This is a genomic window from Microbulbifer maximicatervae (SeqCode) (assembly GCF_052467225.1).
In genome coordinates, this window is record NZ_CP174303.1 from 1381340 (window position 1) to 1396675 (window position 15336).

Annotated in this window: 18 protein-coding genes; 5 read left to right on the forward strand and 13 right to left on the reverse strand. The window is 49.6% G+C overall.

Translation table 11 applies throughout. From position 1 onward, the window contains the following. Positions 1-89: 89 nt before the first annotated feature. Entirely contained in the window at positions 90-1019 is a 930-nt protein-coding gene (locus ACJJIZ_RS05965; protein WP_444896093.1) for a LysR family transcriptional regulator, read from the reverse strand. 113 nt (positions 1020-1132) lie between these two features. Between ACJJIZ_RS05965 and ACJJIZ_RS05970 the strand changes: the two genes are divergently transcribed. The 4 genes from ACJJIZ_RS05970 to ACJJIZ_RS05985 are packed head-to-tail and all read left to right on the forward strand — an operon-like array spanning position 1133 to position 3894. Continuing rightward, positions 1133-1351: a hypothetical protein gene (locus ACJJIZ_RS05970; protein ID WP_282931251.1), complete on the forward strand. Its 219-nt coding sequence runs from the start codon at positions 1133-1135 to the stop codon at positions 1349-1351. 2 nt (positions 1352-1353) lie between these two features. Next, on the forward strand, positions 1354-2283 hold the full coding sequence (locus ACJJIZ_RS05975) for a sodium-dependent bicarbonate transport family permease (RefSeq protein WP_444915526.1): 930 nt from the start codon (positions 1354-1356) through the stop codon (positions 2281-2283). A gap of 6 nt (positions 2284-2289) precedes the next feature. Further along, entirely contained in the window at positions 2290-2781 is a 492-nt protein-coding gene (gene purE / locus ACJJIZ_RS05980; RefSeq protein ID WP_282931253.1) for a 5-(carboxyamino)imidazole ribonucleotide mutase, read from the forward strand. Between the two features lie 12 nt (positions 2782-2793). Continuing rightward, positions 2794-3894 (forward strand): 5-(carboxyamino)imidazole ribonucleotide synthase, encoded by a 1101-nt coding sequence (locus ACJJIZ_RS05985; RefSeq protein ID WP_444896095.1) that lies wholly within the window; start codon positions 2794-2796, stop codon positions 3892-3894. Positions 3895-3897: 3 nt separating this feature from the next. On the opposite strand, the gene mnhG is transcribed toward ACJJIZ_RS05985, so the two are convergent. The 12 genes from mnhG to ACJJIZ_RS06045 form a co-directional block, all read right to left on the reverse strand. Beyond that, positions 3898-4242 carry a monovalent cation/H(+) antiporter subunit G gene (gene mnhG, locus ACJJIZ_RS05990; RefSeq protein WP_413663319.1) on the reverse strand — a complete coding sequence of 115 codons (345 nt, stop codon included), beginning with the start codon at positions 4240-4242 and terminating at the stop codon, positions 3898-3900. After that, entirely contained in the window at positions 4232-4567 is a 336-nt protein-coding gene (locus ACJJIZ_RS05995; protein ID WP_444911519.1) for a cation:proton antiporter, read from the reverse strand. The genes mnhG and ACJJIZ_RS05995 overlap by 11 nt, the downstream gene beginning before the upstream one ends. After that, the gene (locus tag ACJJIZ_RS06000; RefSeq protein WP_413663317.1) at positions 4567-5040 is read right to left on the reverse strand and encodes a Na+/H+ antiporter subunit E; all 474 of its coding nucleotides are present in this window, start codon (positions 5038-5040) and stop codon (positions 4567-4569) included. The genes ACJJIZ_RS05995 and ACJJIZ_RS06000 overlap by 1 nt, the downstream gene beginning before the upstream one ends. Before the next feature lie 21 nt (positions 5041-5061). Continuing rightward, positions 5062-6567 (reverse strand): Na+/H+ antiporter subunit D, encoded by a 1506-nt coding sequence (locus ACJJIZ_RS06005; protein WP_444915527.1) that lies wholly within the window; start codon positions 6565-6567, stop codon positions 5062-5064. Further along, positions 6564-6938: a Na+/H+ antiporter subunit C gene (locus ACJJIZ_RS06010; protein ID WP_444907269.1), complete on the reverse strand. Its 375-nt coding sequence runs from the start codon at positions 6936-6938 to the stop codon at positions 6564-6566. Before ACJJIZ_RS06010 ends, ACJJIZ_RS06005 begins: the two co-directional genes overlap by 4 nt. Before the next feature lies 1 nt (position 6939). After that, positions 6940-7359 (reverse strand): Na+/H+ antiporter subunit B, encoded by a 420-nt coding sequence (locus tag ACJJIZ_RS06015; RefSeq protein WP_444915528.1) that lies wholly within the window; start codon positions 7357-7359, stop codon positions 6940-6942. Beyond that, a complete protein-coding gene (mbhE, locus tag ACJJIZ_RS06020; protein ID WP_444915529.1) occupies positions 7356-9641 on the reverse strand; it encodes a hydrogen gas-evolving membrane-bound hydrogenase subunit E in 2286 nt (761 codons plus the stop codon). The genes ACJJIZ_RS06015 and mbhE overlap by 4 nt, the downstream gene beginning before the upstream one ends. Positions 9642-9860: 219 nt before the next feature. Then, positions 9861-10553, reverse strand: a complete 693-nt coding sequence (locus tag ACJJIZ_RS06025; RefSeq protein ID WP_444915530.1) for a pirin family protein — start codon at positions 10551-10553, stop codon at positions 9861-9863. 109 nt (positions 10554-10662) lie between these two features. Next, positions 10663-11565, reverse strand: coding sequence for a LysR family transcriptional regulator (locus ACJJIZ_RS06030; RefSeq protein ID WP_444915531.1), 903 nt, complete (start codon positions 11563-11565; stop codon positions 10663-10665). Between the two features lie 101 nt (positions 11566-11666). After that, positions 11667-12638 (reverse strand): glutathione S-transferase family protein, encoded by a 972-nt coding sequence (locus ACJJIZ_RS06035; protein WP_444896103.1) that lies wholly within the window; start codon positions 12636-12638, stop codon positions 11667-11669. A 39-nt stretch (positions 12639-12677) separates the two neighbouring features. Then, positions 12678-13112 carry a DoxX family protein gene (locus ACJJIZ_RS06040; protein ID WP_444915532.1) on the reverse strand — a complete coding sequence of 145 codons (435 nt, stop codon included), beginning with the start codon at positions 13110-13112 and terminating at the stop codon, positions 12678-12680. Between the two features lie 172 nt (positions 13113-13284). Further along, positions 13285-14022 (reverse strand): OmpW/AlkL family protein, encoded by a 738-nt coding sequence (locus ACJJIZ_RS06045; RefSeq protein ID WP_444915533.1) that lies wholly within the window; start codon positions 14020-14022, stop codon positions 13285-13287. 373 nt (positions 14023-14395) lie between these two features. Here ACJJIZ_RS06045 and ACJJIZ_RS06050 point away from each other — a divergent pair, with 373 nt between their 5' ends. After that, entirely contained in the window at positions 14396-15265 is an 870-nt protein-coding gene (locus ACJJIZ_RS06050) for an alpha/beta fold hydrolase (RefSeq protein WP_444915534.1), read from the forward strand. Positions 15266-15336 lie beyond the last annotated feature (71 nt).

Consider the following 15336-nt stretch of genomic DNA (forward strand, 5'->3'; position numbering starts at 1 on the left):
TAAGTGTCTATTCGGGTTTACAGGGAAATTTCCACTGCGAGTCTTGGGTGCAGTGTATTCTTTCCCTCTTTTCCAATGATAAGGCTGGGCTACGGGAGATTACCCAGGGGCACTTTTTCCAGATTGCGGGCGTATTCCAGGAACTTCTGTGCTGCTGGTGATAGTGGACGTGATTTGCGTCGAGCTAAATACCAGTGGGTGACAATGGGAAGCTCTTCGACATCGAGAATTGACAAGCCTGCACGCCCGCCAAATGCCAAAGTATGCTCCGACAATATAGAGACCCCCAGACCGGACATAACCGCGTGCTTAATGGCTTCATTGCTCTCAATGGTCATACGGAGCTTGAGGTCTACATTGCGTTTGCGCAGGAACTGTTCAATGGCATGGCGTGTACCGGAGCCCTCTTCCCGATGTAGGAACTGACATCCTGCAAATTCTTGCAGGGAGATTTTCTTGCGGGAGGCCAGTGGGTGCTTCTCAGGCGCTATAGCCAGTAATCGGTTGGGTAGAAACTCCACCAGCTCCAGGTCCTGGCTCTTTGGAGGATGGCTGAATACGTAGAAGTCATCTTCATCCTCACCAGTGTAATCAATGATCTGTTGGCGGTTGCCCACCCTGAAGTGGATATCCAGTCGCGGATGCTGCTGATAAAACTCCCCGATCAGGTGAGGGATAAAGTATTTGGCGGTAGTCACTACTGCCAGTTGTAAGCTGCCGGTATCCAACCCTCGCAATTGGGCCAGTTTCAGGTCCAGATACTCGTAACTCTTCAGGATTTCCCGGGCACTTTCTACCAGGGTTTGTCCGGCCTCCGTAAATTGCAGTTGCCTGCCCACCGAGTAATACAGAGGTAAACCCACCGCATCGGAGAGTTTGGCCAGTTGCATCGATACGCTCGGCTGGGTTAGGTGCAGTTTTCTGGCTGCGGCGCTGATATTGCCCAACTCATAGACACAAAGCAGGATCTCCAGTTGTCGAACGGTTCCAATGCGGGCATGGGCACGAGTTAGGGGCACAAAATCACCTATATAGGTTTTGGGTTATAGTTTACATAATAAATATCTATTTTTATCTATCAATAGCAATTCCGATAATGCGTCAATTTCAATAACCAGTGGGGGCATTATCAATGCAGAGATCACAACTCTTCTTTGGCGTGGTTGTCGGCTTGTTAGTTTTAAGTACAGGCTTATCAGTAAATCTTGCCGGTATGAACGGGGTTCCCTTGATGGCTGTAGGCCTAGTGGTGGTTCTGGCCAATGCTGCTTACTGGCTGATGGCGCAGCAAACCCCGAAACGCATACGTATCTCCAATAATCGCTCCAGACAGCGCCGGGGACAGCGATAGAGATGCAGTTGGATATTGTTGTTGGTTTCTTTCTGCTGGGCGCCTTTGCCCAGCTGGTTCGCAGTGACCTGCGTTTACCCCAAGGTCTTTACCAGAGCTGCGTTATCTTCCTGCTAATCGCCATCGGCTTGAAAGGTGGTGCTGCTTTAAGTGCGTATTCCGCTGCCACCCTGGTTCCCCAGTCCCTGGCGGTTGTGGCTTTTGGTGCTCTGTTACCTCTGGTGGCTTTCCCTATCTTGCGCTGGATTGGCAAGTGGTCACGTGTGGATGCGGCGGCAACGGCGGCGCACTATGGGTCTGTCAGTGTTGCCACCTACGCGGTGGCTGTGGCCCTGCTACAGTCACAGAATATTGAATACGAAGCGTATTTCCCTCTGTTTGTAGCACTTCTTGAAGTCCCGGCAATCATTGTCGGCATGCTGTTGGCGCGGCAATCGATGGGCAGTTCGAGCAAGCGCCGGGTGTTTCACGAGGTCACCTGCAACCAGGGAGTACTGTTGCTCCTGGGGGGAATCGTTATCGGAGCCTGGGCTGGAGAGCGCACCGCTTCAGTAATGCCTTTGTTTGGGATCCTGTTTCATGGCATATTGGCGCTCTTTCTGCTGGAAATGGGGCGTGTCGCTGCGGCGCGGTTGGCCGATGTTAGAGGGCAGGGGGCTTTCCTGCTCAGCTTCGGCATTTTTATGCCGCTGATTGGCGGTGCCGCTGGCGGTATCTTGGGGAGTTTGTTGGGTTTGTCGCCTGGTGGTATCTTTCTGCTCGCGGTGCTCGGTAGCAGTGCCTCTTATATCGCTGTGCCTGCGGCCATGTCCGTTGCCCTGCCGCAGGCCAATGCTAGTGTGTCCATCACTTTGTCCCTGGCAGTTACCTTTCCTTTCAATGTGCTGGTGGCGATTCCCGTCTATCTGGCGCTCGTTCAATATTGGAGTTAATCGCAAGTGAAGCCGATTCCCTTTGAAAAAGTCACTATCGTAATGGGTTCCCGCTCGGATTGGGCCACCATGAGCAACGCGACTAAGCCTCTGGAAGAGCTCGAAGTTCCCTTTGCTACTGCTGTGGTTTCGGCCCACAGAACTCCCCAGCGCATGGTTGAATTTGCCAGCCGTGCCCACGAATCCGGTACCGAAGTGATTATTGCTGGCGCCGGCGGCTCCGCCCACCTGCCGGGTATGATCGCTGCTTTGACTCCCCTGCCTGTGATCGCAGTGCCGGTTGAGAGCCGCTTTATGACGGGTATGGACAGCTTATTATCCATTGTGCAGATGCCTCGCGGTGTGGCGGTAGCAACCCAGGCGGTCGGTGCTTCCGGTGCCTACAATGCAGGTTTGATGGCTGCGCAGATGTTGTCTTTGGCTGATGCGGAATTGCAGAAGCGCCTGATCGCCTGGCGTGAGCGTCAGACCGAGCAAGTCCCGATCACGGTTGAGTGATAGGAGATCGTTGTGAGTAAGAGACGAGTTGCCATTATTGGCTGTGGGCAGTTGGCGCAGATGATGGCTCAAGAGGGGCAGCCCCTCGGAGTGGAGTTCAGTTTCCTGGCTGAGACCGGTGAAAACACCGACTGTGTGAAGGGACTGGGGACTATCGTGGAGATGGAACCGGGACAGGACCCTGAGGCCTTGTATCAGGCACTGGGACGCCCGGAAGTGATCACCAGTGAGAGGGAGCAAGTGAGTGTGGATTTGCTGCGCTCATTTCAGCCCTTCTGTCCGGTATATCCGGACCCGCATATTACAGAGAAGGCCCAGCACCGCTTGCGTGAGAAGCGAGCACTCACAGACGCTGGCCTGCCTGTTGCACCTTTTGCAGCAGCACAGGGTGAGAAAGAGCTGCGGGAAGCAGTCGACCAACTGGGATATCCGGCGTTTATTAAGAGCTGTGAAAATGGCTACGACGGCAAGAACCAATGGTGTGTGAAGAGTGCTGCAGACTTGGATGCTGCCATTCCCCAAGCTGGAGATCAGGAGTGTGTGGTTGAGGCTGGGGTGAATTTCGCCTGTGAAGTTTCCATTATCGGTGCTCGCTCGGCATCTGGCGAAATCAAAGCCTATCCGCTGACGGAAAACCGCCACCGCAACGGCACCTTACTGCTGTCCACCGCTCCCTACGACAACCCGGAGTTGCTCAAGGCCGCAGAGGGTTACCTGGCGACCCTGCTGAAAGACTGGGACTATGTGGGTGTATTGGCCGTTGAGTGTTTTGTCAGTGAGAGCGGCCTGATTGTCAACGAAGTGGCACCGCGAGTTCACAACAGCGGTCATTGGACCTTTGTCGGCCCTGAGGCCAGCCAATTTGCCAATCATATCCGCGCGATACTGGATATGCCCCTGGGCGATACTGCCTGCCCGGTGCCGGTTGCGATGGTCAATATGTTGGGGGTTGATGTAGCTCCGAAGCAGGATAACGATGGTGTTTGGCTGTACGGCAAAGCACTTCGCCCTGGGCGCAAAATGGGTCATGTCATTTTACAGGACCCGGATATGGAGCACCTGCGCCAGCGCAGCGAAAGTATGATTGAAGAACTTTACGGCGAAAAGATTTAGTGCTTACTGAATATTGCGCATCGGGTTCTTGAACTTGAGTTTGTAGCCGGTACCCCGCCACATGGGAGTGCCGGCTCGATAAGCCGCCCGGGCAATCATATGGACACCAATTGGCACTGTAAGTAATAAGAATAAAATAGCGGCTATGGCCCTGGCTGTTACCTGAGCGTCACTAAAAAGAATTGCTACGCCCGCCAGCAATAATCCGCAACACACCGTAGCCCCTTTTCCCGATGTACTCATTCGAGTGTAAAAGTCCGGCATTCGCAACAAGCCCAAAGCGGCACTGAACCCAAAAAAACTGCCCACCAGAATTATCAAAGCGATAAAAATTTCATCAAATGTCATCACGATCCCTATGGCTGTGGGTGACTGTGCGCGAGCCGCTTTTTTCAATAAAACGGGCAAAGGCCACACTCACTAAAAATGCGACCAGGGCCAGGGCGATGGCAGCGTCCAGATACACGGGTTGTCCCGAGGCGATTGCCAGTAGTGCACAGTAGGCTACCGCCAAAATATTGAGAACATCCAGGGCGACAACCCTGTCTGCTAGGGTGGGGCCCAAAGCGATACGTAGGAAGCACATCACCAGGGCGAGTAACAATAGAAAGGAGGCAATATTGATTGCTACTGTGACCAGTGGCGAATGAATATCGATAATTGTGAGAAACATCAGGAAACGGCCTCCTTAACCCGTTTCTCAAATCCCTCCCTAATCTCCTCGCGAAAGGTTTCTGGATCACTGACAAACATAGTATGTACGATTAAGGCATCATTGTTGGGTGTGACATCCAATACCATAGTGCCCGGTGTCAGCGAAATTAAGTTAGTGAGAATAAAAATCTGGTTTCTATCGAGCCTCTCCATGGGTAGCCGTACGACCAGGGGCCGGCTTTGCAAGCGGGGCGAAAAGACTTCATAGGCTGCACGCAGGCTGGATAAAACAAGCTCCTCGATAAAGAAAAAGAATAAATGAGCCAAACGGGGCAAGCGGGTAAAGTAAGTCTGTGCCCCGGGTAATATAGGTGAGACTCGCAGTGCCAGAAATCCGATCAGAAAACCAAAGAAGAAATTTGCCATGGAAGCATTGCCGGTCAGGGCCGACCAACTGATCGCGAGCAATAAATTTAATAGAAAAATACGCATTTCTATTTATCCATCCCAAAGTTAATGAGTGGTACCTGGTAACACGGCGTTCAGGTAATCATCAGGCTCCAATAACTCTCCGGCAGCCCCCAGGGAGTATTCGATAAAAGGCTCGGGAACCAATCCCAAAGCCAAAGTGATTAATGCCAGTAACGCGACTGGTAACAGCCGCTGGAAGCGCTCTGCGCCGCTGAGGCTATATAAATTTTTGCAGTGCTCCTGGGGGTGTGGCTTCCAGAATGCCTCTGCCCATATTTTACTCATTGAAAACAGGGTAAGCGCCCCGGTAATCAATGCGACTGCAGCGACGATATAGGCGGCCTGGTCGAGACTTGCTTTAACTAATAGCAGTTTCGCCCAGAATCCAGATAATGGTGGGAACCCCGCCAAGCTAAATGCGGCGATAAAAAAGAAAGTAGAGAGAAGTGGGCTGGCGCGATATAAACCACCAATTTCATTGAGTTCATAACTGCCAGTAAGGCGCTGGGCAGTACCGCTAATCAGGAATAAATTTGTCTTTGCCACAATATTGTGGACCATGTAGAACACAGATCCGGCCAATGCTAAAGGGCTGTTCAGTGCTAATCCCAATACCAGGAATCCAATCTGGCTGATGATATGGAATGCGAGTATCTTGCGGAATTCGTACTGTGCTGCTGCGCCCAAAACACCCGTCAGCATGGTGAGTAATGCAGCTCCCAATAAAATATCCCGGGTGAACTCCAAATCATTGGGAAATATTAAAGTAAAGGTGCGAATTAGCGCATAGACGCCGACTTTGGTCAGAAGACCGGCAAATACAGCGGTTACAGCGACCGGTGGAACATGGTATGACGCGGGCAACCAGAAAAAGAGTGGAAATATTGCCGCCTTAATTCCAAAAGCGCAGATAAAAATAACTGCCAATGTCGAAATCGCGACGGGATTTTGTACCTCGGCCAAAGAAATATGCAGCTGCGCCATATTAAGGGTGCCGGTGAGTCCATAAAGCAACCCGATAGAGGTCAGCATCAACAGCGTGGATACAAGGTTTAATGCTACATACTTGATGCCACCGTCCAGCTGTATTTTTTCACCCCCCAGTACCAGTAGCGCGAAAGAGGCAATCAGCATCACCTCAAACCACACATACAAATTAAATAAGTCACCGGTGATAAAGCTACCGCTGACACCGGCCAATAACAGTTGAAAGAAACTGTGAAACCCAAGTTTTACCCGTTTCTCACTGATATCTGAAATGGTAAATAGAGAGACACACAAACCCACGATGGCACTCATCAACAGCATTACCGCGCTGAGCCGATCGGCGATCAATGTGATTCCGAAGGGAGCCTGCCAGTCTCCCATTTGCCCAGCCTGAGGGCCGTGGCTTTCTACCAGGACAAGGATATAAAGGTTAATGCAAAGGGCGGTAAGGCACCCCAATATCGAAATACCAGAGCAAAGGTATCTACGGCCTCGAGCGGGAAATGTGATTAACGCCGTGGCGATAGGGATTAGGAATGGCAGGGCCAATAACCAACTCAAGTGGTCTTCTTCCTCTTGGGTTTCACAGGCTCGGCAATACGCATGCTATCCACATCCAATGTACCCAGCTCACGGTAAGCCTGGGCGATCAGGGCCAGGGCAAAGGCCAGCAGGCCGAAGCCAATTACGATCGCAGTTAGGATCAGGGCCTGGGGTAGGGGGTTGGCAACGATAATTTGTGGGGCTTCCTGGCCCTCGGGTACCAGGGGTGGTGAGGCGCGAGTCAACCGCCCGGCGATAAAAATTGCCAGGTTAGCGGCATTGCTAATTAGTACCAAGCCAAATAGATAGTGCAACAGGTGGCGGGCAAGCATCAAATATACGCCTGTAGCAATCAGAATACCGACGACAACGGCGAGGGGAGACTCCATATCAACTGGCCTCTTCCAAGGCAAAAATGAGTGTGAGAACGGCTCCGAGTACCGTCAGGTAAACCCCAATATCAAAAAACAAAAGATTGCTGATAATGATTCCGCCATCTTCCTTGCTGCCTACTATGGCAAACCACTGTCCGGAAAAGGGACCGTCTCCCCAAAATAGAGCCATCAATCCAGATAATCCGGCGATGACAACTCCCCAGGCGGCGAGGGTCCCTGGAGGTATGCGCAGAGCACTTTGTGCCGCCTCCATCCCCCAAGCCATGGCAAACAGGGCAAAAGCAGAAGCGGCAATTAATCCAGCAATAAATCCGCCTCCGGGATAATTGTGTCCACGCAACAGCATATAAATGGAGAAGACCAAGATCAGCGCTACCAACACACGGGTCGCTGTCTGTAGGATAATAGAATTCACTGCTTGCCCCGTCTTAAATGATGACCGAGTAAGGTCACCGCAGCGACAGCTGCGGTAAACACCACAATAATCTCCCCGAAAGTATCCAGGGCCCGGAAATCCACCAGAATGACATTGACGATATTGCGCCCATGAGCCTCGGGTACAGCAGCTTCCTTGTAAAATTCACTCACTGGGCTCTCGAATGGGGTTTGCAGAACCACCAGAATGCTAATAGTAAATAAAAGGCCAACTGTGGCACCGAGCAGTGCATCCCTTGGACGAAAGCCTTCCTTCTTGCCGGGAGTAAATACGGGCAGACGCGGAAGAATCGCAGCAATTAATACTAAATAGAGTGTTTCCACCAGAATCTGTGTAATGGCCACATCCGGTGCACCAAAGAAGAGGTAAATTAGAGCGATACCCACACCGAGAGCGCCGAGAGCGCAAATGGCAGTCAGAGGTTTACGCGCAAAACCCGCAGTAAATGTACCTCCTACCGTCAGCAGTATGGCTGCCCACTCTTTTAAATTAAGTCGTGGCGCAGTGTATTCCAGTGAGAAGTGGCCGGTATGAACAAAGGCATAAAAAAGGGCCATCGAGAGCGTAACAAAAATGACTGTGAGATAACGACGCATAATTCCATTTTGCAATATGCGTGTTTGCAGTGCGGCAAAAGCTTTTAATAGTTCTAAGGATTTATCCCACAGTAGATCGGCGCTAGTTGGCGCATGGGTAAAGTCCCAGTTTAGCCAGGCACGCATACGTTTTAAATTGACATACATAATCACCCCGAGCACAAAAGTAAGAATGCTCATCAGGAGCGGAATGTTAATACCGTGCCAGAGTTTCAGGTCGATGGTTTCCGGAAGGCCAAGTATCGCTGTCAGTGCCGGTTCCACCAGTCCGCCACCGACTAAGTCCGGGGCCAAACCAAATGTGAGGCCGAAGGCGCTTAAAACCAGTGGGCTTATCCACAAACCAGGAGGTGCCCAGCGAATACGACTGGCATCTTTGGGGGGAGGGCCAAAGAAGGGTTTGATGGCCACCATGCCGGCTACTGTCACCGTTACCGCATTGGCAAAAATTGCTGCTGTGCCCACCAGTGCGGGCTCTGAAGCTACCGCCAGTGCACCTTCATATTTAAGCTCTTTACCAATAAATCCAAGGAACGGCGGGAATCCTGCCATGGATAGGGCTGAAGCCAGTGCAGCTATAAAAGCAAAGGGCAATAATTTCGCCAGACCGTGCAGCCTGGTTAAATCCCGGGTACCTGTTTGCCGATCGATAATGCCCACCACCATAAACAGTGCGGCTTTATAAAAAGAGTGAACCAGCAAGAAAGTAATTGCAGCGGCGACGGCAGCTGAAGCATCAGAACCCAGAAACATGGTGATAGTGCCCAGAGCGATCACGGTGGTATAAGCGAGGGCCAGTTTCAGGTCTGTTTGACGCAGGGCGGCCAATGCCGCTACTGCGGCAGTGGCAATACCGGTGCAGGTTAAAATCCACTCCCAGTATTCAGTGTGAGCCAGTACCGGATGTAGGCGCGCAAGAAGGTAAATACCGGCTTTGACCATAGTGGCGGAATGTAGATATGCGCTCACCGGTGTTGGCGCCGCCATGGCATTGGGCAACCAAAAATGGAAGGGCAGCTGTGCCGACTTTGAGAATGCTCCGATAAGTACCAGTATCAAGATAGGAAGATACAGTGAACTGGATTTAATCTGTTCCCCTTTAATTAACAATTCTTCAAGATCATAGCTATCGACAATCTCTCCCATTAATAGGAAAGCAGTTAGTAAGCAAAGCCCCCCTAAGGCGGTCACTAGTAAAGCCTGTAAAGCTGAGCGTCGTGCAACAGCACTGGAGTGGTTAAAGCCAATCAGGAGGTAACTTGCGACCGTCGTCACTTCCCAAAACACAAATAAAGTAATGAGATCGGATGCCAATACCAACCCCAGCATTCCGACCATAAAGAGATAGAGATAGAGGAAGAAACGCCGCAATAGTGGATTGCCGCGTAAATACGCAGCGGCGTAAATGGTGATAAAAAATCCGATACCGCTGATTAATAAGGCAAATAAAAAGCTGAGGCCATCAATATAGAAGCGTAGGGATACGCCAAGTTCTGGAACCCAGCTAATGCCAAAAGAAAACTCTCTACCAGCGGAAATATCGGGCAGATGAAAAAGCAGTGACAAGGCGATAATGGCCGGAGGGATCGGAGAAAGCAGGGAGATCCATCTTCCTGGCGTTTTTTTATCGCCATTGCGACTTTCCATGTCGCCTTCTGATTCCATTATTTTATCCCTGGTGACTCGATGCCTATATACAGCAGTTATTCACTGCCAAGTTAGTAGTTTAGGTGTAAACCAGAGATTGTCGCTTTTAGGGTGAGTAGTCTTGTGCTTGTGAATATGAACATGCCGGTTAGATAGAGTTTAATGCCTATTACGAGAAGCGGTATCTTAGAGCAGGTTTACAGCCCAAAAAGAATTAGTCTGTTGATAGATCACCTATTATCGAGGCAAGTCGAACCACAGTGCGATAAGATCATTTTCTGAAGCGGTTAATTCTATTTTTTCCCGATAAACTCCCAAGCCATCTCCCGCCACTAGCCGGTGGCTGCCATTGAGTTCGGCATTACCAGTGATGATATGCAGATACCCTGGTCGCTTTAGAGTATCCAATTTTAAACGTTCACCAGCGCGTAATTGGAGACGAAATAAGCTGGCATTCTGATGAATAGTTAGTGAATTATCGCGTCCATTGGGCGTTACAAATGGAGTTAATGCTCCAGTTTGAGTGATTGCCCTTTGTTCATAGCTGGGCTGAATATTTTTCCGGTTAGGTTGAATCCAGATTTGTAGGAATTTAAGGTTTTTAGTCTTTGAGTGGTTATATTCTGAATGAGTAATACCTTTACCCGCACTCATTCTTTGAATTTCGCCAGCGGGAACGACAAAGTGATTACCCTCACTATCCCGATGCTCGATAGCACCTTCCAAAATATAGGAAATAATTTCCATATCCCGATGTCCATGGGCGTCAAACCCGGCTCCTGCTTTTACTGTGTCATCGTTGATAACGCGCAGTGCAGAAAAACCCATGTGTTTTGGGTCGTAATAGTGTCCGAATGAAAAGGTATGTTTGCTGTCCAGCCAGCCAAAGCGGGCTTGACCGCGTTCATGTGATGGTCTGAAGTAATACATAGCAAGCCCCTATTAGTGCAGTAAGTAGAATGTTAGGGCTATGATAGTCTTCTGCGATATAAAGAAATATTGGATAAAAAGAAGCTTATTATTCGTATCAATAGAATACTCAGCCTTCCTCAGAGGTGGGCATATCTAAAGTAAGTAATCGAAGCTCGCCAATAAACTCCCTCGCCACGGGGCCTAATTTATCCTGGTCTTTAAAGTTCAGGTAAAAACTGCTGGAGCGCACTCCGCCATTTTTCAAGGGGAGTCGATTTAAAGTGCCATTCTCGAGTAGTGTTGAGACCATTGGCAAAGGCAGCCAGGCGAACCCCAGCCCCTGTACAATTAAATCCACGGATGCCCGTAAACTGCCCACTTTCCAGCGTTGCTCTGCCCCCAGCCAGCCGGAATCCCTATTGGTCTGCAGTGCGGAGTCCCGCACAATAATCTGGCGATAGGACTTCAAGTCTTCATAGCTCAGCTCGTATCCCAGCTGATGTAGTGGATGGTTCTTATGGGCTACAGCCACAAATTCGATACGACAAATCTCATCGTTGAGGGCATTCTTCATGCGGAAGGCGGAAAGTCCCAGATCTACCAGCCCCTCCTGAATCAACTCATTAGTGCCGGATAGTACGGTATCAACGATATCAATATTCACTTGTGGATAAATTGCGGAAACTCTCTCCAGAGCCTGAAAAACGACACTTTGGGGAAAGGCGCCATCTACGGCAATGCGCAGCTCGGATTCCACTCCCCGGTTAAGGGAGCCGGCAATATCCTCAATACGTGAGACTTCATCCAGCAGGTATTGGCCCCGGCGTAGCATTAAATTACCGGCTTCAGTAATTACTACTTTTCTACCCGAGACTTCAAACAATTTCACGCCGAGAGCAGCTTCCAGATTGCTAACTGCATTGTGAATACTGGACTGGCTTTTGTGAACGTGGGAAGAGGCCTGATTAAAGCCGCCGGCATCTGCGACAGCTTTAAACATTCGCCACTGTTCCAGAGTGGTTTTTTGCATCTGGGTACTCTTTGAAGGCTGCGAAGGGCTGTTCCAAGGTTTAAGGAGCCTGGGGCAGCCCTGAATATCCTGACTGGCCCAGGCTGGATAGGCAAGGGTTTTTAGCTGCGGTTGTGAGAGCTGTTGTAATCGATTTCCGGCCCTACAGGTACAACCTGGGTTGGGTTGATCGATGTATGGCTAAAGTAGTAATGACGTTTAATATGGTGGAAATTTACTGTTTCAGCAACTTTCGGCCACTGGTATAGCTCGCGTACATAGTTACGCAGATTAGGAAAGTCCTCCAGTCTCTGGCGGTTGCACTTGAAGTGTCCATGATAGACAGCATCAAAGCGAATAAGGGTAGTGAACAGTCGCCAATCTGCCTCGGTAATTTCTGTTCCGACCAGATAGCGCTGTTCCCCTAAAATTTTCTCAACCTGGTCTAAAGCAGAGAATAAATTATAGTAAGCATTCTCGTAGGCTTCCTGGGTTGTGGCAAAGCCGCAGCGATAAACTCCGTTGTTTATATTCTCATAGACCAGTTGATTAATGGTATCTATATCCTGCTGCTTCTCTTCGGGGAAAAAGTCCTGTGTATCGCCGGTAATGGTATTAAACGCGCTGTTGAACATGCGGATAATTTCAGAGGACTCATTGCTAACGATACAGTTTTTTTGTTTATCCCAGAGTACTGGTACCGTCACCCGGCCCGAGTAGTCAGACTTGTTACGAGTGTATACTTGGTGCATAAACTGATAGCTAAACAGAGTGTCCCCGCTGCTACCTTCGTCGACGTTAAAGCTCCATCCCTGATCGAGCATATCGGGGCTTACTACCGAAACATCGATATGCTCTTCCAGTTTCTTCAGCTTGCGGAAAATAAGGGTGCGATGGGCCCAAGGGCAGGCCAGTGAAACATACAGGTGATAGCGGCCGGACTCCGCCTTAAAGCCGCTGTCACCACTGGGACCTGCACTGCCATCAGCAGTCACCCAATTGCGCAGTTGCGCCGCTTCGCGCTTAAAGCTCCCACCGGAATTCTCGGTGTCGTACCACTGGTCGTGCCACTGGCCATTGACTAACAGTCCCATTTTTTACTCCACAATCGGTATTTTCTGGTCCAGAGGAATTTATTGCTTGGTGCTTTTGCGGTGATCCAAGCTGAAACGCCCGGCGCCATGGGCTGCCACTACCAAAAAGCCGCCGGCAATCGCCAGGTTTTTGAAGAACATCAAAAACTGCATCTGATTGCCCAGATTGTTATGGAACAAGGCAGCAGTAACTAAGCTAAAGCCAGCAAACGCCAAGGCGGTCAGGCGAACCTGGAAGCCGGCGACTAGTGCGAGCGCACCACCTATTTCAAATAGAATAACAAGCGGCAGCAGAAATTCTGGCAGACCGCCATAGGCTAGGTACTGAGCACTGCCCTCATAATTTTGGATCTTGTTCATTCCCGCCAACAGGAAGATCGCCGCCAAGCTGATACGGCCAGCCAAGTCAGCACTTGCGGAAAACAGGGAGCTGCCGTCGATATTGGCGCTTGTGGATAAAGTGGATGTGCTCATGGTATCGCTCCTAAAACTGTGAATTTTGCGCTACTCAGTAGTCGCTGCTGTGAGTAAGAGGCAGTTTACAGAGGATCGATAGAATGAAAATTGGTTAAATTCGACCAAAACATTCGAAAAAATAGAATGGTTGTTGAGCCTATCTTATCATTAGGTGCAATAGGGCCTTAGTTCAGAAATGGTAACCGATGCCCACTGAGTAAACCCAAGGGTCGATATCCACATCGACATTGATGCGGTCGTAGTCGTTATCTTCTGTACGGAAGCGAATTTTGGCCTTGGTATCGATGCTCAAGTACCAGATGGCCGCATTAAACAGCCAGTTGCCCTCTCGTCCAAAGGCAATATCTATGCCCACTTCCCCTGCCAGGCCCCAGGAATTGCTCAGGTTCAGGGATGCTCTTGAGTCTGCACCCAGGGCTGTATCGAAGTAGTTTTGTGCCGTGCGGCTGATATCTTCATCGAAGAAATGGGTGTAGTTAATTCCCACACCAATATAAGGCTGTACCCAGGACTCGGTGCATACCGGATACCACTGTAAGCTGAGGGTTGGTGGAAGGTGCTTGATGTCACCCAGGGATACCCGCCCCAGTGGATCACCGGTATCCGGGTCCGGTAAACCGCGAACATCAAGATCGTGTCGGAAAGGTACAGCTGCCAGTAATTCCAGCCCCCAATGGTCTGCAAATAACCAGGTACCAGTGATGCTAGCGGAGTAGCCTGTATCCACGTAGACCCGGGTGTAGTCCAAGGGGGTGCCATTTAGGCGGAGTCTGCCAGAGTCGTCGTTTGGATCGACCGCAGCAGCGCCAACGCGAACGATAAAATCTCCCTTTTGATAGTCCGCCACGGAATGGCCGTTGAGCAATAGTGCCATGCAAAAAACTATTGTCAGATTGATTCCTTTCATGTCCAACTTTCCAGAGATTCGATGGAATATAAGTAGGAGAACTGATAGGGGTAGGAGAACCCTAATCTACTGCCAGATTATTAGTGTAGATGTCTTGGGGGACTGGGCATGTAGATAACAAAAGCGGTGGCGCAGTATTTTATTGATATAACTCTAAAGATCTATTCTGGGAAAAACTTCCTATTTCGTTAGGAAAATATTTCAGAAGAAGAGTAATCATCGAATCGGTTAATCTGTTGGATGAAATTGCCCTGTATTATTGAATGTTTTTAGGTTGAAATCTCATCAGAGACCATTGATCAGTGTAATTTTCCTATTGCGTATTAAACACCATCAATGATCATATAAAACGGGATATCAGAGATTTAATAATATGCTTAAGATAATACAGGGAATAATGCAACTCACAGGGCGACTATCCCCCAAATTATCAGCAAATATAGCGATGTATATAGCCTCCCGGCCCAGGCGCTATCCAGATTCGGAACGCGAGAAAGCGCAGTTAGCCCAAGCCAGGAAGATTACCTACCGGGGTGCTTTAGGTACAGAAAATACGGCCTGGTCCTGGGGTGAGGGCCCGGTAGTGATTCTTTGCCACGGCTGGGAGGCCAAAGCCGCAAAAATGGCCACTATGGCGATGGCAATTGCCGAGCAAGGCTTCCAAGCGGTGGCCATAGATGCTACTGCTCATGGTCACTCCGGGGGAAAGGTTTGTAATTTCGATATTATGGCGAAAGATATTTATTCTCTGGCCAGTCAGTTTTCGGAAATATTTGCCGTCGTCGGCCACTCGATGGGTGGAATGATGACAATGAGAGCACGGGAATTTGGGCTTAAAGCTCAATGTTATGCTGTACTCGGCTCACCGAGTGCACCTCTGCCGATTCTTGAAATTATGACAAATTTGTTGAAGGTAAGCTCTGAAACTACAGAGATATGCCAAGACAAGATTGCCGACCAGATAGGATACTCTTGGCAGGAATTGTTACAGTGTAAAATGTATACCCCGGAAGAGACTCCGCTTCTGATGATTTACGATACTGAAGATGATGAAGTGCCGATCTTTCACGGAGAGAGAATTCACAAAACCTGGCCAGCAGCGGAGATGATCAAAATTAGTGGTGTGGGACACCGGAAAATAGTCTGGGATACCTCGGTAGTAGAGTCTGTGACGGATTTTTTGGACTACGAGAAGAGTAAAGAAAGCACAAAAGAAGCTGGTTTAGCCAAACTTGTAAGCTAGCGAATTTACTGTAAATTAGTAGGCATAGCGGAATTAGGTTGCCCTAATTCCGCTTGAATATTTTTTTCAAA